Here is a 17,056-nt window from a genome sequence, read left to right as displayed (position 1 = left end):
CGTACGCTATCCTGGTCCCATGTCACCACGACGCTCAGCGGCCGAAGCGCAGGCCACCCGCGGCCGGATCCTGAGCCGGGCCGCCGAGATCGCCTCCGAGGAGGGGCTGGACGGCATCACCATCGGCCGGCTCGCCGAGGAGCTGGAGATGAGCAAGTCGGGGGTGCACAAGCACTTCGGCACCAAGGAGGTGCTGCAGATCTCCACTTTGGACAAGGCGTTCGTGGATTTCTGGCACCGGGTGGTCGAACCCGCGCTGGCCGAGCCGATGGGGCTGCGGCGGTTGCGCGTGGTGTGCGCCAACTCCGTGGGATACCTGGAGGTGCCGCTGTTGCCCGGTGGGTGCCTGATGACCGCGGCGCTCAGCGAGTACGACGGGCGTCCCGGCCGGGTGCGTGACGCCGTGGCCGAGGTGTGGTCGCGCTGGCGGGAACAACTGCGGGCGGATCTGGTCGCGGCGGTGGAGAACGGGGAACTGCCCGGTGAGTTCGACGTCGACCAGGCGTTGTTCGAGATCGTCGCCGCCGGGCTGGCGCTGAACGCGGCCATGCAACTCCAGCACGACGCGGCGGCCGCGGGGCGGGCACGCCGCGCGATCGAACGGGCGCTGGCCCAGTCCTGACCCGCTGGGAAGGGCAAAGATCAACGGCGCGTTGGGTTGAGGACACCTCGTGGCCACTTCGCCGCGATGGGGTCGTCCCATGCGCAGAACCGCACTCGTGTTGCTGGCGGCCGTGGCCGCCATGGTCCTGGTCTCGCCGGTTTCGGCGGCGCCCGCCCGGCCCGGTGGCCTGGTCGCACTCGCCGAGCAGGCGTCCCGGCGGATCATCGTGCTGCCCGCCGCGCAGGAAGCCTGGCGCACCAGGGCGTTCACCTGGACGTGGGCGCCCACCGCGGCCAACGGGCTCGGGGACCTCGCGAGCAAGTTCGTCTCCCCGGACGAGGCGAAGCTGACCGAACGCGACGGGCAGCAGTACCTGATGACCACCGCCTCCGGCGGGTTCGCCGGGGTGATCCCGTATCCGCAGGGCACCGGCGCCTACTGGGCCGCCGACGTCGGCGGGCCCAGCAACCCGCACAGCATCGAACTGCTGCCCGACGGCAACGTGGCGGTGGCCGCCAGCACCGGTGGCTGGCTGCGGGTCTACACCGCGTCGCAAGGCGCCCGCTCGACCACGTACGCCGAGTACCCGCTGGTCGGTGGGCACGGCGCGGTCTGGGACAACGAGCGCCGGGTGTTGTGGGCGCTGGGCACGCACGAACTGGTGGCGCTGCGCGTCGGCGGCACGCCCGCCGCGCCGGTGCTGACGCCGGAGCAGGTGGTCCACCTGCCCAGCGAGGGCGGGCACGACCTGCAGCCCGTGCCCGGTTCCCGTGACCAGCTGTGGGTGACGACGGAGTCGGAAGTGCTGCGGTTCAGCAAGTCCCGCGGCACGTTCTCGACGCGCTACCCGGGCGCCGGGGCGATCAACGGGCACAACGTCAAGAGCGTCACGACGAACGCGCGGACCGGGCAGGTCCTCACCGCGACGCCGCAGGCGGATCACATCTGCACGTGGTGCACCGACACCGTGGACCTCGCGCTGCCCGGTGGGGAGCTGACCCTGCGCGGTGCCTGGATCTATAAGGCCCGGTGGTGGCAACCGCAGCACTGACAACGGTGTCCTGGTCGCGGGCCCGCCGGGCCCGCGACCAGGAGCGGTCAAGGGCTGACGAGCGGCCTTTCGATCTGTTCGCGCAGGATGTCACCGTGACCGGCGTGCCGGGCGAACTCCTGGATCATCAGCAGCAGGGTCCACCGCATGCTGACCCGGCCTTCACGCGGGTTGTCCTTGGTGTCGTCCAGCTCGAACCGCGCGGCGATCTCCCGCGACCGCTGGCTCGCGCGTTCGAATTCGGCGATCACGTCGGCCAGTGACTCGTCGTCGGTGACGGTGAAGGTGCCCTCGTCGCGTTTCGCGTAACCGTCGCATTCGGACTCTTCGAGCTCGGCCCAGAACCGTTGGAACCAAATGCGTTCGGCCGCCGCGGCGTGCTTGAGCAAGGAGATCGGGGTGGTCAGCGAACTGACCAGCCGCCGACGGGCGTCGGCTTCGGAGAGGCCGCGGGCGGTCTCGATCAGGGCTTCGCGGTTGCGGTCGAGCAGGTCCTCGATGACCGCTCGTTCGGCGCCGTCGGTGAGGCCGAAGGTGCTCATGGTTCACGCACTCCTTTTTTGGGCAGGGTCGGACGCGGTACGTCCGGGAAGGGGAAAGGCGACGCGGGAAGAGGTGGACACCGCGAGAGCTCCGGTGACGGAGCGACGGGGTGAGCTTAGGCCGTCCGGGCGGACGGGGTCAATCGTGACAGCGCGTCACGGTGTCCGGATGTTTCGTTGAAGTTTCACGGGCTGGCGTATAAGCTGCCCTGGGAGCGCTCCCATTTCGATCACCACCCCGCTCATTCCCGAGAATGGAGGCTCATCCATGCGTCTGCGCAGCACCTCCGGATCCACCAGACGGCGGAGCCTGGTCACCCTGTTCGTCGCCACGCTGGCCGGACTCTTCATCTGGGTCCCGACGGCCTCGGCACACGGCACCATCGTCGGCCCGGCCACCCGTGCCTACCAGTGCTGGCAGGACTGGGGCAGCCAGCACACCAACCCCGCCATGCAGCAGCAGGACCCCATGTGCTGGCAGGCCTTCCAGGCCAACGCCGACACCATGTGGAACTGGATGAGCGCGCTGCGGGACGGGCTCGGCGGCAACTTCCAGGGCTCCACCCCCGACGGCCAGCTCTGCAGCAACGGCCTCTCGCGCAACAACTCCCTCAACACCCCGGGGCCGTGGCGGTCCACCAACGTCGGCAGCAACTTCTCCCTGCACCTGTACGACCAGGCCAGCCACGGGGCCGACTTCTTCCGGGTCTACGTCAGCAAGCAGGGGTTCAACCCGGCCACCCAGACCCTGGGCTGGGGCAACCTCGACTTCATCACGCAGACCGGGAAGTACGCGCCGGCCAAGGACATCACCTTCAACGTCCAGACCTCGGGTTACACCGGGCAGCACATCGTGTTCACCATCTGGCAGGCCTCGCACCTCGACCAGACGTACATGTGGTGCAGCAGTGTGAACTTCACCTAGACGGGCGACCGGACCACCCGAAATCCCCGCGGCGGGAGGGGTTTCGGGTGTCCCGTGTTGACTGTGCCCCGACGGCACGGTTTGTACTGGGGACATGGTCAAGAAGCTCAAGCGGCGCTGGCAGCTCAGCAGGGTGAGGAGCGGTGACGGGAGCGCGCTCCCCGAGTACCGCCTCTGGCAACTCTTCTCCCGTTCGCTGTTCTTCTTCGAGCTCGCCGGTCCCCAGGGGGACAAGCACTCGTACGCGGTGGACGTCCGGTACCTGGTGGACGCGAAAACCAAGAAGCAGCACGAGAACGCGATGGGGAAGAGCCCGGCCGCGCTGTATCGCGACGGGGTTCAGGTCGCCCGGTCCAACCTGCCCGCGTCCTTTCCCGTGCCCGGTGGGGTGGTCGAAGTCGCCACCAGTGCCTTCGGGTTGAAGCGCATGCACTTCGTGTCCGACCACGGCGGTGAGCAAGCGCTGCGTCCGCACCGCAGTTCGCAGGAAGGCCTGCGGGCGAGGTTCGACGAGCGGTACCCCCGCACGAGCGGGCTTGTCGGCGCGGTCGCGGTCCTCATCCTCCTGGTCGTGCTCGCCGGCGCGCTGCTGCAGGGCGCGGAGTCCCTCAGCCGGATCCCGCCGATCGCCGAGAACCTCGGCACGTTCACCTCACCAGTCAACCTGCCCGTGTGGGCGAACATCACCCTGCTCGGCGCCGGAATCCTCGCCGCGGTCGAACGCGCGCTGCGGCTCCGCTACCACTGGCTGCTCGACACCGTGGCGTCCTGAGCGGAGGGCGCGCCTAGGCAGGCTGGACGGCGGCGAAGAACGGTTTCGCCGCCGCTTCCACCGTGGCCCGGCAGTCCTCCATCGACGAACCCGCGCCCATGGCGTCGAACGCGCCGATGCCGAGCACCGCGTTCCCGTCGCGGATGCGCAGTTCGCACTGCACGCCCGGCCGGACGCCCCCGATCGGCAGCTCGGCGCTCCACCTCGCTTCTTCACCGAGGCCGATCGACGACGGCTCGCCGTCACCGCTGAACTCCTCGCGCGCGCCATCGGCGCCCGGCGCGCGGCTGGTCCCGGCGAACACGGTGAAGTCCAGGTAGACCGCGCGCGGGTCTTCGAGATCGGTGATGCTGCACGACCAGCCGTACTTCGGGGTGACCCCGGCAGGCAGTTCCCTCGGCTTGCCCGGCGGCAGCCCCGGCACGCGCTGGACGACCGAGGCGCATGCGGGAACCTTGTCCGCCGCGTACTTCTCCGTTGCGATCTCGTCCTTCGTGCCGAACAACAGAAAAGCGCCGACGCCCAAACCGGCGAAGACCAGCACCGAAGCCACCACGAGCGTGATGATCAAGCCGGTACTGGTCTTCGCCGGTCGCACGTACGGCCGTTCTCCCCCTGGGTGCATCGGCCGAACGTACCGGGTCCCCCTCGGGCTCAGCAGGTCAGCGTGACTTCGGCGCTTTCACCCCCGATGTAGCTGATGCCGTTCGTGTCCCAGCCGTAGGTCTGGCTGTAGTAGGTGTGCGTACCGCTGCCGGTGCAGACGAACCCGATCGTGTAGGTGGTCCGGAACGCGCCCTGCGTCCAGAACTCGTGCTCCGACACGAGGTTGCCGTCCTGGAACAGCTTCACGTAGCTCTTGGCCGCTTCCTGCGAACCCAACGTCAAGCAGTCCCACAGCGCCGAGCCCGCGATCTGGTTGCCCACGATCGACGGCGTGTTCGGGCTGTAGATGCTGCATCCGCCGAGTGCGCCCACTTCGCCGGACGGAGCCGCGGTGGCCGGTGCGGCGGCCACCGCGGACAGTCCGAACGCGACAGCGGCGATGAGTGCGGCCTTGGTCCTCGTCGACATGGAATTCCTCCCCGACTTGCTTTTCCGTGCCTGCCGCACTGTGCCCCACCGGTGTTGCGTATTCCTGGCGGATTCGTTGTTTCCCCTGGTCAGGCCGGGCAGCGCTGGTCTTCCGGCAGCTTCCCGCCGACGAGGAAGCTGGTGGTCGCGTTCAACGCGCAGGGGTTGTCACCGAGCACGTAACCGCCGTGCCCGCTGCCGTCGATGCTCAGCAACCGCGAGCGGTTCTCGAACTTCTCGCGCATCAGCTGCCCGCCGAGGAGCGGTGTGGACGCGTCGCGCTCGTTCTGCACGATCAGCACGTTCCGCGGGCCGTCGTCGTTGATCGCCACCGGCGGCTCCGCCGGTTCGTGCGGCCAGAAGGCGCAGGGCGTGATGGTGGCCATGGCCGCCCCGTAGAGCGGGTACCGCTCGCGGTCCTCGGCCACCCCGCGCCGGTAGGTGTCGACGTCCTCGGGCCAGTCGAAGTCGTTGCAGGTCACCGAGAGGAACACCGACTGGAAGTTGTCGGCCGGGTGCGGCTGGCCGGGCGGCGGCGGGGGCGTGGGTGCCGGGGTGGCGTCGTGCACCGACTGCCAGATGCTCGCCGTCTTCCCGTATGCCGCCTCGCCGAAGAGACCACCGAAGACGGTGGCGCGGAACAGGGAGCCGTTGATGCCGTTCACCGGCTGCTGGTCGAGCTTCCCAGCGGTTTCGAAGTAGGTCTCGCGCACTTCCTCCGGCGTGCGGCCCAGACCGTACGCCTCGTGCCGCTCGGCCACCCACTTCGCGAAGTCCGGGAAGGTCTCCTCGGTACCCAGCGCGTACCGGCGCAGGCCGTCGCGGTCGAGGTGGGTGTCGCCGATGTTGCTGTCGAGCACCACCCGGTCCGCGCGGTCCGGGAACATCGAGGCGTAGGCGGCCCCCAGCCCCGAACCGTAGGAGTAACCGAGGAAGCTGGCCTTCTCCTCACCGAGCGCGGCCCGGATCCGGTCCAGGTCGCGCGCGGTGTTCGCGGTGGTCAGGTGGCGCAGCCTGCCGTCCTTGTCGTTCGCCGCGCACTGCTCGGCCACCCCCTTGGCGACCTCCGCCTGCTGGAGCACGGCCGCGTCGTCGACCGGGTACGGCGGCAGGTTGCCCTGGTAGGGGCCGTCGGCGAGGAAACCGCAGCTCACCCGCGACGAGTGCCCGACGCCGCGGGTGTCCATGCCGATCAGGTCGTAGGCGTCGGTGACCCCGGACGGCAGCCCCTTGGACACCAGCAGCGTGGACAGCGTCAGCCCGGATCCCCCGGGACCGCCCGGGTTGAGCAGGAGCACCCCGCGCCGTTTCGCCGGATTCGTGCTGGCGTGCTTGGACAGCATCAGGTCGATCTGGGTGCCGTCCGGATCCGCGTAGTCCAGCGGGACCTGGATGGTGGCGCATTCCAGCGGGTACGGCCCGGCCGCGGCCGTGACGTCCTCCGGGCACGGGCCCCATTCGACCGGTTTCGCGGGCTCGGTGGCCATGGCGGGCGTGGCCAGCGCCGCGCTGACGCCGATCACGGCGGCCAGGGCCAGGTATCTGCGCGGGCGAAATTGTCGATTCATGCCCTCACCTCAACCCGTGCCCCTGGGGCACGGTCAAGCCGAGCGCGTCCAGGTGACCGGCAACTCGTGCACCCCGTAGATCCGCATGTTGGTCCGCAGCTTCACGTCCTTCGCGGGCACGGCGAGTTCGAGATCGGGGAAGCGGCGCAGCAGCCCGGCGAACCCCGCGCGCATCTCGATGCGGGCCAGCTGCTGGCCGAGGCACTGGTGGATGCCGTGGCCGAAGGACAGGTGGCCGCGGGCCGAGCGGTGGATGTCGAGCTCGTCGGGGTTCTCGAAGCGGTTCGGGTCGCGGTTGGCGGCCAGCGTGGACACGATGACGGTCGATCCCGCGGGAATGGTCTCGCCGCCCAGTTCGATGTCCTCGGTGGCGTACCGGTAGATCCCGCCGATGTCCACAACGGACAGATAGCGCATGAGCTCCTCGACCGCGCCGGGCACCAGGTCCGGGTTCGCCCGCAGCTCGGCGAGCTGGTCGGGGTGCTCCAGCAGGGCGAAGGTGCCCAGCCCCAGCATGTTCGCCGTGGTCTCGTGCCCGGCGAGCAGCAACAGGAAGGCGATGCCGGTCAGCTCCTCGACGCTGAGATCCTCCTGGACGGCCAGGTCGGACAGGATGTCCTCGCTCGGCGTGGCTCGCTTCTGCGTGACCAGCTCGGCCAGGAACCCATTCAGCTGGCCGAAGGCCGCCATCTTCTCGTCGAACGGCAGGCTGGTGTCCAGGAACCGGCTGGAGTTGACCTGGAAGTTCTCCCGGTCGGCGTAGGGCACGCCGAGCAGTTCGCAGATCACCAGCGACGGCACCGGCAGGGCGAACTCCCGGACCAGGTCGACCGGCGGGGTCAGCCGGGCCAGTTCGTCCAGCTGCCGCTCGGTGATCTCCTCGATGCGCGCCTCGAGTTCCTTCATCCGCTTGACGGTGAACGCGCCGGTGAGCTTGCGGCGCAGCCGCGTGTGGTCCGGCGGGTCCATCGCGATGAAGATGCCGGGCACCTGCGGCGACGGCTCGGTGGCCACGGGCATGCCGGGGATCTCGAACGGCTCGTGGAGCACGCCGATGTCCTGGCGCGAGCTGAACCGGGTGTCGGCCAGCAGCCGGCGAGCCGCGTCGTAGCCGGTGACCAGCCAGCCCACGTGGCCGTCGGGGAAGACCATCGGGCTGACCGGGCGGGCTTCGCGCCGCCGCGTGATTTCGCTCGCCGGGGCGAAGGGGCCCGCGTCGCGCTCCGTCGGGACACCGTGCGGGATGGCGGCCGTGTCGGTCATCGGGGTTCCTCTCGTGGTGGGGTGCTGGAGCCACGATCACCGCGCCCGCGGACACCGGGCTGACACGGCGCTGACACGGCCTCCGGCGGTGTCAGCGCCGGTGGCGGACGGGTGTCAGCACCGCCGTCGATGGTGGTCCCATGACAACTTCGGCGATCGCGGTTTCCGGACTGCGCAAGGCATACGGGGACAAGGTCGTGCTCGGCGGCATCGACCTGGACGTCCCGGCGGGCACGGTCTTCTCCCTGCTCGGCCCGAACGGGGCAGGCAAGACGACCACGGTGAACGTGCTGACCACGTTGGCGAAGGCCGACGGCGGCACGGCCACGGTGGCCGGGCACGACCTGGTGACCGGGGCCAGGGCGGTGCGCGCGGCGATCGGGGTGACCGGTCAGTTCGCCGCCGTCGACGAGCTGCTGACCGGCCAGGAGAACCTCCAGCTGATGGTGGACCTCAAGGGCGAACGGGACCGGGTGGTGCCCGAGCTGCTGGAGCGGTTCGACCTGGTGGAGGCGGCGAAGAAGCCGGCGTCGAGCTACTCCGGCGGGATGCGCCGGAAGCTGGACCTGGCGATGACGCTGGTCGGCAGCCCGCGGATCATCTTCCTGGACGAGCCGACGACCGGGCTGGACCCGCGCAGCCGCCGCACCATGTGGGAGATCGTCCGCGAGCTGGTGGCCGACGGGGTGACGATCTTCCTCACCACGCAGTACCTCGAAGAGGCCGACCAGCTCGCCGACCGGATCGCGGTGCTCGACCAGGGCCGGCTCGTCGCCCAGGGCACGCCGGACGAACTCAAGCGGCAGCTCCCCGGCACGCACGTCCGGCTCCGCTTCACCACCGCCGCCCAGCTCGACGCCGGCGCGCGGATCTTCCCCGACGCCACCCGCGACGACGACGCGCTGGCCCTGCGGGTGCCCAGCGACGGCGGCACGAAGTCCCTGCGGAACGTGCTCGACCGGCTCGACGAGTACGCGCTCGCGGCCGCCGAGTTCTCCGTGCACACCCCCGATCTCGACGACGTCTTCCTCGCCCTCACCGGCCACACCACGGAGGTTTCCGCGAAATGAGCACCAAATCGCCCGCGCTCGTCATGCTCCGGCGCAACTTCAAGCACACCACCCGCAACCCGACCTCGGTGTTCAACGCCGTGCTGATGCCGGTGGTGGTGATGCTGATGTTCGTCTACATGCTCGGGGACGCGTTCAGCGTCGGCGTCGACTACGTGGACTACGCGACGCCAGGGCTGATGCTGCTGGCCGTCTGCTACGGCCTCGGCGCCACCGCGACCTCGGTGAACTCCGACATGACCAAGGGCATCATCAACCGGTTCAAGGTGATGGACGTTTCCCGCGGCGCGGTGCTCAGCGGGCACGTGGTGGCCAGCCTGCTGACCAACCTGATCGCCATCGCGGCCATCGTCGGCGTGGCCTTCCTGCTCGGCTTCGACGCGTCGGCGGGTGTCCTCGGCTGGCTCGGCGTCATCGGACTGGTGGTGCTGCTCGGCTTCGCGGCGGGCTGGCTCACCGTCGCGATGGGACTGGCGGCGAAGTCACCGGAAACCGCGGGACTGGCCACCATCCCGCTGGTCATGCTGCCGTTCTTCAGCAGCGCGATCGCACCGGCGGAGAAGATGGGGCCGGGCATCCGCGAGTTCGCCGAGTACCAGCCGTTCACCCCGATCATCGAAACCCTGCGCGGCCTGCTCACCGGCACGCCGGAGGTCGGCACCGCGCTGATCGCGATCGGCTGGTGCGTCGGCATCGCCGTGGTCGGTTACCTGTGGGCGAGCGCCTCGTTCAAGAAGCGAGCGTGACCGAAACCAGCTCCGCCACGTCCGTCTCCGCGCCTTCCCGAGCCGCCTCCGCGAACGCCGGTTCGCCGAGGCGGCTTCGCACGGCCTCCTCGATCCGGTTCAGGTCCGGGTGGGACCGGTCCGGCAGCCCGCGCACGGCGGCGCTCGCCGCGAGCAGCCGGGCCGCCTGCTCGTACTGCTCCTGGCGCAACGCCACGTCCGCGACCCCGACCAGCGACATCGCGATCGCGGGCGCGTACGTCGATTCGGCCGCCGCCCGGTAGGCCGTGCCGTGGTGCTGGCGGGCCTCGTCGAGGTCTTCGGCGAGGTAGCCCAGCACGTCGTGGGTCACCACCCGGAGGTTCGCCACCTTGTCGCCCAGCAGGTCGGTGGCGATCCCGAGCTGGCGGCGGGCTTCGTCGGGATCACCGCTCCAGCGGGCCAGGTCCGTCTTCGCCAGTGCCAGCTCCGCCAGCGCGTCCGGCCAGGTGACCCGTGCCGCCAGGCGCTCGGTCTCGGCGATGGTCGCGGAGGCCGCCCGCCGGTCCCCGAGCAGCCAGTGCAGCCGGGCCTGCCCGGCCCGGATCCGGATCACGTCCTCGACCGCGCCGACCTCGGACAGCACCTCGACGGCCTGCTCGTAGTACTCGCACGCGGCGGCGAACTCGCCCCGGGTGGCGATGCGGTCGGCCAGTTCGGTCAGGGCGAAGGAGAGCCCGTACCGCTCGCCGAGCGCGCGGAACTCGGCCAGCGCGCCCTCCAGGTAGGCGTCGGCCACCTCGGCCTCCTCGCCGCCGTGCCCGAAGATGATCCGCATCTTGCCGAGCTGCAGCCTGCCCAGCGCCCGCACCCACGGATCCTCGTTGTCCAGCAACGTTTCCCAGGCGGGCAGGACGTCCTGCCCGCGCAGCATGCCCTCCAGCGGCACGACCAGCGCCAGCAGCGGGTTCCGGAATCCGGTGCGCTCGCTCGACTCGTACGCCCGGTTGATCCACTCCGCCGCGCTGTGCTCGTCGCTGCGGCCGGAACTGGCGAACATCACCACGAGCCCGTACACCCAGGCCCGGATCTCCTCGTCGACCTCGCCGTCCAGCCTGGTGGCGGCGAGGATCAGTTCGATGCCCTCGGCCTTGTGCCCGCCGAGCCACCAGTACCAGCCGGCGGCCCCGGCCAGTCGCATCGCCGCCTGCGCGTCGCCCGCCGCGAGCGCTCCGCGCATCGCGGAACCGAGGTTGTCGTGCTCGGCGTCGAGCGTGGCGAGCCAGGTCATCTGCTCGGCGCGGCGAAGCAGCGGATCCGCCGTCTCGGCGAGTTCGGTGAAGTACGCGAGGTGCGCTTGCCGCGCCAGCTCGGTTTGGCCCGCTTCCGCGAGGCGGTCCGCGGCGTACTCCTTGATCGTGCCGAGCATCCGGTAGCGCGGGGCGCTGTCGCCTTCGGCCACCAGCAACGACTTCTCGGTCAGCGCGGTGAGCAGGTCGAGCACGTCCTCGTCGTCGCAGACCCGTTCGGCTGCTTCCAGGCTCGCCCCGCCCGCGAACACCGAGAGGCGGCACAGGACCGACCGCTCGGCGTCGGTCAGCAGTTCCCAGCTCCAGTCGACCATCGCCCGCAGCGTCCGGTGGCGCGGCAGGGCGGTCCGGCTGCCGCCGGTGAGCAGGCGGAACCGGTCGTCGAGGCGGGTGGCGAGCTGCTCGATGGACATCGTGCGCAACCGGGCCGCGGCCAGCTCGATCGCCAGCGGCATGCCGTCCAGCGCCCGGCAGACGCGGACCATCGTGGCCAGCGTCCCGGCGTCGGTCCCGAGGTCCTTGCGCACCGCGCCCGCCCGGTCCCGCAGGAGCCGGACCGCGGGCGAGGACTCGATCTCCTCGGGGCTCGCGTGCCGGTCCGGCAGGGCCAGCGGCACGACCTGCCACAACGCTTCACCGGTGATGTTGAGCGGTTCCCGGCTCGTTGCCAGGATCCGCAGCCGCCGGCACTCGCCGAGCAGCCGGTGGGCGAGCGTGGCCGCGGCCTCGATCACGTGCTCGCAGTTGTCCAGCACCAGCAGGGCTTCGCGGTCGCGGATGGCGGCGATGAGCCGGTCGGTCGGCTCCATGGCCGGGGCGTCGCCGTGCAGGGCGTCGCGGAGGCCGAACCCGGCGAGCGTCGCCTGTGCCACGTCACCGTCCGCGCCGATCGCCGCGAGTTCCACCAGCCAGGCGCCGTCCGGCAGGTCGTCGAGCATGGTGCGCGCGGTTTCCGTGGCCAGCCTGGTCTTTCCCGAGCCGCCGGGGCCGATCAGGGTGGTGAGCCGGTGCTCGGTGACGAGCTCGCGGACCCTGGCGACGTCGGGCTCCTTGCCGACGAAGGAGGTCAGCTCGGCGCGCAGGTTGGTCCTCCGGGTCTCCTCCCGGCGGCCCAGCTCACCACGGAGCAGCGCGACGTGCACCGCGGCCAGTTCCGGTGAGGGGTCGACGCCGAGCGTGTCGGCCAGAGCTTCCCGCGTGCGCTGGTAGACGAGCAGCGCTTCGGTGTCGCGCCCGGTCGCGACCAGCGCGCGCATCAGCGCGGCGACGAGCCGTTCGCGGACCGGGTTCGCGGCCACCAGGTCGGTCAGCTCGGTGACCAGCTCCGCGCCGCGCCCGCGGTCGATTTCCGCGTCGAACCGGTCCTCCAGGGCGCTCAGGCGCAACCCGTCGAGCCGGACGACCGCGGCCTCGAACGCTTCGCTGTCCTGGAGGCCGACGTCCTGCATGGCCGCGCCGCGCCACAGGTCGAGCGCTTCGCGCAGCAGGCGCGGATCCCCGCTGTCGCGGGCCTGGCCGAGCAGGCGCTCGAACCGCACGGCGTCCACGTCGTCGGGCGCCACCACCAGCCGGTAGCCGTTCGGCTGCCCGTCGACCGCGCCATCCGGCAGCACCTTCCGCAGCCGGGAAACCAGGCGCTGCAAGGCGTTCGCCGCGTCGGCGGGCGGGCGCTCGCCCCAGATCCAGTCGATCAGCCGCGCCTTCGAGACCACCTGCCCCGGCTCCAGCGCGAGGGCGATCAGCAACCCGCGCAAGCGGGCGCCGGGGACGTCGGCGAAGCTGTCGTTGTCCGTGCGCACCTCGAACGGTCCCAGCATCGCGATCTGCACGTCGTCGATCCTGCCATGACCACGGGGTGTCCCCGCGTCAGCGACCTGGAGTGATCCCGCCCGTGGCCGACAACAACTGGCCCGACGACCCCATGCCGCGATGAGCCTGTTCCTCGACAACGCCGTTCAGGGCGCTGGCGCTGATCACCCGGGCGATGCAGCCGAACGCCGACCTGGTCGAGGAGCTGCTGGGCTGACCGACGAACGAGGGTGGACATTCACCGGGTGCGCCGGTACGACAAGAAGTCGTGACCACTTACGCGCGGCGCCTGTCCGGCAGTCTGCTCACCCTCCTGTTGCTCGTGGTGCTCGGTACCGCGGGGTCCATGAGCCCCGCCTCCGGCGCGGCCAACCTCACCGTGATGAGCTTCAACATCTGGCACCAGGGTTCGCACGGCGGGATCGGCGTGGTGGTGGACCGGATCCGCGCGTCGGGCGCGAACGTGGTGGCGTTGTCGGAAACCGGCGGCGGGGCCACGGAAGCGATCGCGGACGCGCTGGGCTGGCAGCACACCGAGCCGGGCTGGGACATCGACGTGATCAGCGCGCTGCCGATCGAGGACACCGACTGGAAGTCGTGGAACGACACCGGCGCCCAGGCGATCGCCGCCAAGATCGCCGGGGTGTGGGTGTACTCGATCCACCTGGACTACACGAAGTACGGCCCGTACAACGCGTGCTTCGACAAGGACAGCGTGAGCACGATCCTCGCCGACGAGACCAACCGCCGTCGCCAGGCCGAGCAGATCGCCGCGTGGACCGGCAGCAGCCCCGGCATCGTCGCCGGTGACCTCAACAGCCCGTCCCACCAGGACTGGACCGCGGCCGCGGCGGCCTCGCACTGCGGGTACGCGGTGGACTGGCCGACCACCAGGGCGTTCACGAACGCCGGTTTCACCGATTCGTTCCGCCAGGTGCGGCCGAACCCGGTGGCCGAACCGGGCAACACCTGGTCGCCGGTGGTCAAGGACAACGAGGGCAGGCCGGAACCGCAGGACCGGATCGACTACGTCTTCTACCGCGGTGGCTCGATCAAGCCGACCAGCTCCCGCACCTTCGGCGGTGGCGATGGCTGGCCGTCGGACCACCTGGCCGTGGTCACCAGCTTCACGGTTTGAGGGTTTCCCGGCGTTTTCCTCGGAACTCGCCGGGCAAGTCTCCACCGGGCTTTCAGCGATACCGTGCAAGGGCATGGAGATCGAACTCAGCAAGGCCGAGTTGCGTGAGGTGACGCGCTTCGCGGTGGCCTGCGCGGAACCCGCGTTGACCGTCTTCGAACGCGTGCGCCCGGAGGACCGGCGTCCGCGGGACGCGCTCGACTCCGCGCGGGCGTTCGCGGAGGGAGGCGAGCGGACCAAGGCGATCCGTGACGGCGCCTGGGCGGCACACCGCGCCTACCAGGAAACGCGCGACGCCGGGCAAGCAGCGGCCAGCGACGCCGCCCGTGCTGCCGTCGCCGCGGCCAGCGCCGCTTTCCTGCACCCGCTGGCGAAAGCCACGCAGGTGCTGCACATCCTGGGCGCGGCGGCGCACACCGCCCGAGCACTCGAACTGGTCGCCGGCGATTCGCGGGTGGGCGACGAATACCTTGAGGTGGCAAGGAAACTGGCCGGCCCGACGGTGATCAGCGTGCTCGCGCGGTACCCGGCCGCGCCGAACGGGCGTGGCCGGGCGGGCGAACTTACGCGAGCATTGGACGCTGCTCTGCGGGATCACTGACCGGCACGGCGGAAGGCGCCGGGCGTCACGCCGTACACGCGCTGGAACCAGCGGTTCAGGTGCGCCTGGTCCGCGAAACCGGTCGCCGACGCGGCCTCGGCGGGGGTGGCGCCGGAGCGCAGCAGGGAGCGCGCGTGCCGCAGGCGCAGCTGCCGTTGGTAGGCACTGGGCGCGAACCCGAATTCGGCGTGGAACGAGCGGTACAACGCGAACCGGCTGCACCCGGCGGCTTCGGCCAGTTCCGCGGCCGGGATCGTGTCCAGGTACCGCTCGTCCAGCAGGGCCCTGGCGCGGTGGGCCGCCTGGTGGCGGGCGCGGTCGGCCGGGGCTCGTGGCCGGGCCGGGGGAGTGGCCGCGCCGCGGCGGGCCATCGCCATGACCGCGGCGGTCAGCCGTTCGTCGCGCACCAGCGGGCCCGCGCCACCCGCCAGCGCGGCGTGCAGCCGGGCGAGCGCGCCGGCCAGCGCCACGTCGTCCAGCACCGGGCGCGCGAACAGCGGCAGGGCGCCGGGCCGCCCGGTGGCATCGGTCAGCACCTCGCGGACCACGGACGGGCCGAGGTGCACGATCCGGTACTGGTACCCCGATTCGGCCGCGGCCCGGCCGTCGTGCACCTCGTCCGGGTTGAATGCCATCACCATGCCCGCCCCGCTGGTGTGCGCGCCGCCGCGGCAGCTGAACCGCTGCGCCCCGACGTCGGTGATGCCGAACGAGTAGGTGTCGTGGCTGTGCGGCGGGTAGACGTGGTCGAAGAAGTGCGCGTGCATCGCCTCCACCGGGCGGCCGCCGTCCCGCCAGTACCGCACCCATCCACCGGCCATGATCGCATTATCGGCCCGCGCACGAGCGTTCAAGACCGGCGGGGGCGGGCCTGCCAGTGTCGGGGCATGCTCCGGAGTCCCTACCTTCTGCTGTCGATCACCATGGTGCTGTGGGGCACCGCCTTCTCCAGTTCCAAGGCCGTGGTCGGCCAGGTGCCGCCCACCGTGGCCGCCGTGCTCCGGTTCGGCGGGGCGGCGCTGGCCCTGCTGGTGGCGCTGGCGGTGTTCGGTGACCGCCGGGCGTCGTCCCGGACCGGCTGGCGCGCCGCGGCGGCCGGGATTTTGGGCGTTTTCGCCTACAACGGGTTTTTCTTCTGGGGCCTTTCGCTCGCGCCCTCGTTGGACGCGGGCATTCTCATCCCGGTCATGAGCCCGGTGCTGACGAGCCTGTTCCTGGTCCTCACGCGGCGCGAACGGGCGTCGGCGGTGCGGCTGGCCGGGCTCGCGCTCGGGCTGACCGGGGCGGTGATCTTCTTCTTCGGCGCGGGCGGGGACGTGGGCGGGCACCCGTCGCGGCTCGCCGGGGACGCGATGTTCCTGCTCAGCGCGGCCTGCTGGGCGGCGTACACGCTGATCGCGCCGCGCGTGCTGGCCGCCGTCGATCCGTTGCGCGCCACCACCTTCGCCACCTGCGCGGGGGCCGTGCTGCTGGGCGTGCTGGCGGTGCCTGATTTGTCCGGAGTGGCCTGGTCCGAGCTGCCGCCGAGCATCTGGCTGCACGTGGCGTACCTGGCGGTCGGCGGATCGGCGGTGGCGAATCTCCTGTACTACCGGGGTGTCGGCGCCGTCGGGCCCGCTTCCGCGTCGCTGATGATGTTCGCGGTTCCGGTGGTCAACGCCGTGTGCGGGTTCGTTTTCCTCGGCGAGTCACTGGGCGTGGTGCAGGCCGTGGGCGCGCTGGTGCTGCTGGCCGGCGCGGTGCTCGCCGCGCTGCACGGACGGCTGGCGCGGCGGCCGGTGGCGGTGGGTTCCACTGTGGACGATCGCTGACCGTGGTCCACGATTTACCGACTATCGGCCGTGGTAAGCCATTCACCCACGGTGGTACTTGTCGGAGGGACAGGTTCTCGACCCAGCAAGGAGAGACCATGCTGCTCCGCCGTTCAGTGCAAGTCTTCACCGCCGCGGTGGCACTTTCGGTACCGCTGATCGCCGCCCCGGCCGCGCTGGCCGAGGACGTCCGGCCGGCCGCGGTCACCATCACCTACGACGACAGCCAGGCCAGCGAGTACACCGAGGCCATCACCGCCGGGATCGCGGTGTGGAACGAACACCTGGACAACGTGCAGATCGACAAGGTCGAGGCCGGCGGGCGGGCCGACGTCTCGTTCGTCTCCGACCCGGGCTGGCCGCGGGCCGAGCTGGGCCCGGCCATGCCGGGGGACAGCCTGACCATCTGGTTCGGCAAGGAGGCCGTCGACGACGGGTACAACCTGACCCGGATCGCCTCCCACGAGTTCGGGCACAGCCTGGGGCTGCCCGACGTGAAGCCGGGGCCGTGCTCCAGCCTGATGTCCGGCAGCACCGGCGGGGTGGACTGCGACAACGCGGTGCCCAACGCCGAGGAGATCGCCGCGGCTGAGGAGAACTACGCCGGTGGCTTCCAGCCGGCCGACCGCGAGGCCGAGGTCGTGGTGGTCGGCTGACGTCCGTTGTGGACTGGGCAAGGAGCGCGGCGCGGGTGTCCGCGCCGCGCTCACTCGGCCGTGGTTCGTACCCCCAGTACGAACCGGTCCCCCTCGGACCTGGATTCTATGTCAGCCGACATAGAATCAGATAGCGGGCACAGGCGCTAGCCTGTCGG

General features: G+C 70.8%; 17 protein-coding genes. 10 read left to right on the top strand and 7 right to left on the bottom strand.

What is annotated here, in order from left to right:
• The first annotated feature begins 19 nt into the window (after window positions 1-19).
• Both JYK18_RS03785 and JYK18_RS03780 read left to right on the top strand, forming a co-directional pair.
• On the top strand, window positions 20-622 hold the full coding sequence (locus JYK18_RS03785; protein WP_206800774.1) for a TetR/AcrR family transcriptional regulator: 603 nt from the start codon (window positions 20-22) through the stop codon (window positions 620-622).
• Between the two features lie 79 nt (window positions 623-701).
• Window positions 702-1,655 carry a DUF6528 family protein gene (locus JYK18_RS03780; RefSeq protein ID WP_206800773.1) on the top strand — a complete coding sequence of 318 codons (954 nt, stop codon included), beginning with the start codon at window positions 702-704 and terminating at the stop codon, window positions 1,653-1,655.
• Between the two features lie 47 nt (window positions 1,656-1,702).
• Here JYK18_RS03780 and JYK18_RS03775 read toward each other — a convergent pair whose 3' ends face one another.
• A complete protein-coding gene (locus JYK18_RS03775) occupies window positions 1,703-2,197 on the bottom strand; it encodes a DinB family protein (protein ID WP_206800772.1) in 495 nt (164 codons plus the stop codon).
• 268 nt (window positions 2,198-2,465) lie between these two features.
• Here JYK18_RS03775 and JYK18_RS03770 point away from each other — a divergent pair, with 268 nt between their 5' ends.
• Both JYK18_RS03770 and JYK18_RS03765 read left to right on the top strand, forming a co-directional pair.
• A complete protein-coding gene (locus JYK18_RS03770) occupies window positions 2,466-3,122 on the top strand; it encodes a lytic polysaccharide monooxygenase (protein WP_206800771.1) in 657 nt (218 codons plus the stop codon).
• Between the two features lie 94 nt (window positions 3,123-3,216).
• Window positions 3,217-3,894, top strand: a complete 678-nt coding sequence (locus JYK18_RS03765) for a hypothetical protein (RefSeq protein ID WP_206800770.1) — start codon at window positions 3,217-3,219, stop codon at window positions 3,892-3,894.
• 13 nt (window positions 3,895-3,907) lie between these two features.
• Here JYK18_RS03765 and JYK18_RS03760 read toward each other — a convergent pair whose 3' ends face one another.
• The 4 genes from JYK18_RS03760 to JYK18_RS03745 all read right to left on the bottom strand — a co-directional run bounded on the left by JYK18_RS03760 (window position 3,908) and on the right by JYK18_RS03745 (window position 7,799).
• Entirely contained in the window at window positions 3,908-4,519 is a 612-nt protein-coding gene (locus JYK18_RS03760; RefSeq protein ID WP_206800769.1) for a hypothetical protein, read from the bottom strand.
• Window positions 4,520-4,548: 29 nt separating this feature from the next.
• Window positions 4,549-4,968 (bottom strand): hypothetical protein, encoded by a 420-nt coding sequence (locus JYK18_RS03755; protein ID WP_206800768.1) that lies wholly within the window; start codon window positions 4,966-4,968, stop codon window positions 4,549-4,551.
• An 89-nt stretch (window positions 4,969-5,057) separates the two neighbouring features.
• Window positions 5,058-6,536 carry an alpha/beta hydrolase gene (locus JYK18_RS03750; protein WP_206800767.1) on the bottom strand — a complete coding sequence of 493 codons (1,479 nt, stop codon included), beginning with the start codon at window positions 6,534-6,536 and terminating at the stop codon, window positions 5,058-5,060.
• A gap of 33 nt (window positions 6,537-6,569) precedes the next feature.
• On the bottom strand, window positions 6,570-7,799 hold the full coding sequence (locus tag JYK18_RS03745) for a cytochrome P450 (protein WP_206800766.1): 1,230 nt from the start codon (window positions 7,797-7,799) through the stop codon (window positions 6,570-6,572).
• Window positions 7,800-7,939: 140 nt separating this feature from the next.
• Here JYK18_RS03745 and JYK18_RS03740 point away from each other — a divergent pair, with 140 nt between their 5' ends.
• Entirely contained in the window at window positions 7,940-8,869 is a 930-nt protein-coding gene (locus JYK18_RS03740; protein WP_206800765.1) for an ATP-binding cassette domain-containing protein, read from the top strand.
• Entirely contained in the window at window positions 8,866-9,615 is a 750-nt protein-coding gene (locus tag JYK18_RS03735; RefSeq protein ID WP_242578933.1) for an ABC transporter permease, read from the top strand. Before JYK18_RS03740 ends, JYK18_RS03735 begins: the two co-directional genes overlap by 4 nt.
• On the opposite strand, the gene JYK18_RS03730 is transcribed toward JYK18_RS03735, so the two are convergent.
• A complete protein-coding gene (locus JYK18_RS03730) occupies window positions 9,599-12,712 on the bottom strand; it encodes a BTAD domain-containing putative transcriptional regulator (RefSeq protein WP_206800764.1) in 3,114 nt (1,037 codons plus the stop codon). The two genes, JYK18_RS03735 and JYK18_RS03730, sit on opposite strands and share 17 nt — an antisense overlap.
• A 248-nt stretch (window positions 12,713-12,960) precedes the next feature.
• On the opposite strand from JYK18_RS03730, the gene JYK18_RS03725 reads away from it, so the two are divergent.
• Both JYK18_RS03725 and JYK18_RS03720 read left to right on the top strand, forming a co-directional pair.
• Entirely contained in the window at window positions 12,961-13,830 is an 870-nt protein-coding gene (locus tag JYK18_RS03725; RefSeq protein ID WP_206800762.1) for an endonuclease/exonuclease/phosphatase family protein, read from the top strand.
• Window positions 13,831-13,903: 73 nt separating this feature from the next.
• Window positions 13,904-14,431, top strand: coding sequence for a putative immunity protein (locus tag JYK18_RS03720; protein WP_206800760.1), 528 nt, complete (start codon window positions 13,904-13,906; stop codon window positions 14,429-14,431).
• Here JYK18_RS03720 and JYK18_RS03715 read toward each other — a convergent pair.
• Window positions 14,425-15,252, bottom strand: coding sequence for an AraC family transcriptional regulator (locus JYK18_RS03715; protein ID WP_206800758.1), 828 nt, complete (start codon window positions 15,250-15,252; stop codon window positions 14,425-14,427). The two genes, JYK18_RS03720 and JYK18_RS03715, sit on opposite strands and share 7 nt — an antisense overlap.
• Before the next feature lie 66 nt (window positions 15,253-15,318).
• On the opposite strand from JYK18_RS03715, the gene JYK18_RS03710 reads away from it, so the two are divergent.
• Window positions 15,319-16,242 carry a DMT family transporter gene (locus JYK18_RS03710; protein WP_206800757.1) on the top strand — a complete coding sequence of 308 codons (924 nt, stop codon included), beginning with the start codon at window positions 15,319-15,321 and terminating at the stop codon, window positions 16,240-16,242.
• Window positions 16,243-16,340: 98 nt separating this feature from the next.
• On the top strand, window positions 16,341-16,898 hold the full coding sequence (locus JYK18_RS03705; protein WP_206800756.1) for a snapalysin family zinc-dependent metalloprotease: 558 nt from the start codon (window positions 16,341-16,343) through the stop codon (window positions 16,896-16,898).
• The last annotated feature ends 158 nt before the right edge of the window (window positions 16,899-17,056 follow it).

This window comes from Amycolatopsis sp. 195334CR, from assembly GCF_017309385.1.
In the GTDB taxonomy this organism is placed as follows: domain Bacteria; phylum Actinomycetota; class Actinomycetes; order Mycobacteriales; family Pseudonocardiaceae; genus Amycolatopsis.
This window is presented reverse-complemented; position numbering and strand designations above follow the sequence as displayed.

Bases quoted from the DNA above. Each gene is read 5' to 3' on its own strand.
- JYK18_RS03785 (WP_206800774.1), top strand. From the start codon at position 20: ATGTCACCACGACGCTCAGCGGCCGAAGCGCAGGCCACCCGCGGCCGG.
- JYK18_RS03780 (WP_206800773.1), top strand. From the start codon at position 702: ATGCGCAGAACCGCACTCGTGTTGCTGGCGGCCGTGGCCGCCATGGTC.
- JYK18_RS03775 (WP_206800772.1), bottom strand. From the start codon at position 2,197: ATGAGCACCTTCGGCCTCACCGACGGCGCCGAACGAGCGGTCATCGAG.
- JYK18_RS03770 (WP_206800771.1), top strand. From the start codon at position 2,466: ATGCGTCTGCGCAGCACCTCCGGATCCACCAGACGGCGGAGCCTGGTC.
- JYK18_RS03765 (WP_206800770.1), top strand. From the start codon at position 3,217: ATGGTCAAGAAGCTCAAGCGGCGCTGGCAGCTCAGCAGGGTGAGGAGC.
- JYK18_RS03760 (WP_206800769.1), bottom strand. From the start codon at position 4,519: ATGCACCCAGGGGGAGAACGGCCGTACGTGCGACCGGCGAAGACCAGT.
- JYK18_RS03755 (WP_206800768.1), bottom strand. From the start codon at position 4,968: ATGTCGACGAGGACCAAGGCCGCACTCATCGCCGCTGTCGCGTTCGGA.
- JYK18_RS03750 (WP_206800767.1), bottom strand. From the start codon at position 6,536: ATGAATCGACAATTTCGCCCGCGCAGATACCTGGCCCTGGCCGCCGTG.
- JYK18_RS03745 (WP_206800766.1), bottom strand. From the start codon at position 7,799: ATGACCGACACGGCCGCCATCCCGCACGGTGTCCCGACGGAGCGCGAC.
- JYK18_RS03740 (WP_206800765.1), top strand. From the start codon at position 7,940: ATGACAACTTCGGCGATCGCGGTTTCCGGACTGCGCAAGGCATACGGG.
- JYK18_RS03735 (WP_242578933.1), top strand. From the start codon at position 8,866: ATGAGCACCAAATCGCCCGCGCTCGTCATGCTCCGGCGCAACTTCAAG.
- JYK18_RS03720 (WP_206800760.1), top strand. From the start codon at position 13,904: ATGGAGATCGAACTCAGCAAGGCCGAGTTGCGTGAGGTGACGCGCTTC.
- JYK18_RS03715 (WP_206800758.1), bottom strand. From the start codon at position 15,252: ATGGCCGGTGGATGGGTGCGGTACTGGCGGGACGGCGGCCGCCCGGTG.
- JYK18_RS03710 (WP_206800757.1), top strand. From the start codon at position 15,319: ATGCTCCGGAGTCCCTACCTTCTGCTGTCGATCACCATGGTGCTGTGG.
- JYK18_RS03705 (WP_206800756.1), top strand. From the start codon at position 16,341: ATGCTGCTCCGCCGTTCAGTGCAAGTCTTCACCGCCGCGGTGGCACTT.